Below are 565 nucleotides of genomic sequence, written 5' to 3'. Positions count from 1 at the left end.
CTACGACAGGAACAGTCTGAAAATAAGCAAACAAGGCACTGATATCATCATCCGTTAGGCCATGATAGGACGGGTAAGGCATCGCAGGGTAGATCTGATGATTCGGCGCGCGTCCTTTGCGTAAGGCCTTTTTAAAATCGGCTTCGGTATAATTACCAATACCATAGCGCGTCGATGGCGTGATATTGGTCGAGTAGATATTGCCAATCGGCGTCTCAATCGGCACGCCGCCGCTATAGTCTTCACGATGGCAGGCCATACAGTCGGCGCTGCGTGCCACGTAAGCGCCGCGGTTGGCAAGCGCACTATTGGCGGGGCTGAGATTGGGTAGGGTTATTCTGCCAGGCAAAGTGTCCATTGGCAAGCTGACCGTCTCTGCTACCGCAGCGGTAGAAAGTACGCCGAAACCGATTGTCGTGGTTAAGCAAAACAACAGCGCTGGCATAACGGCAGAAAGTGGTTTCATAACGTCCTTATAGTGCTGATAAATCATCCTTAATCCCTCATCCTAATATGCCTGCAATTCGCCAGTCGTGTCTAGCAAAATAAAGCAACGTGATATCTA

At 50.3% G+C, this 565-nt stretch carries 1 protein-coding gene; it reads right to left on the bottom strand.

Annotated features, from left to right (window positions below; translation table 11 throughout):
- Positions 1-466, bottom strand: a 466-nt coding sequence (locus ACS8FC_RS19755) for a c-type cytochrome (protein ID WP_439298037.1), incomplete at its 3' end; no start/stop codon positions are given.
- Between the last annotated feature and the right edge of the window lie 99 nt (positions 467-565).

Source organism: Psychrobacter sp. 1Y4 (genome assembly GCF_051847555.1).
The sequence above is the reverse complement of the archived record's forward strand: the minus strand, read 5'-3'. Positions and strand labels throughout refer to the sequence as shown.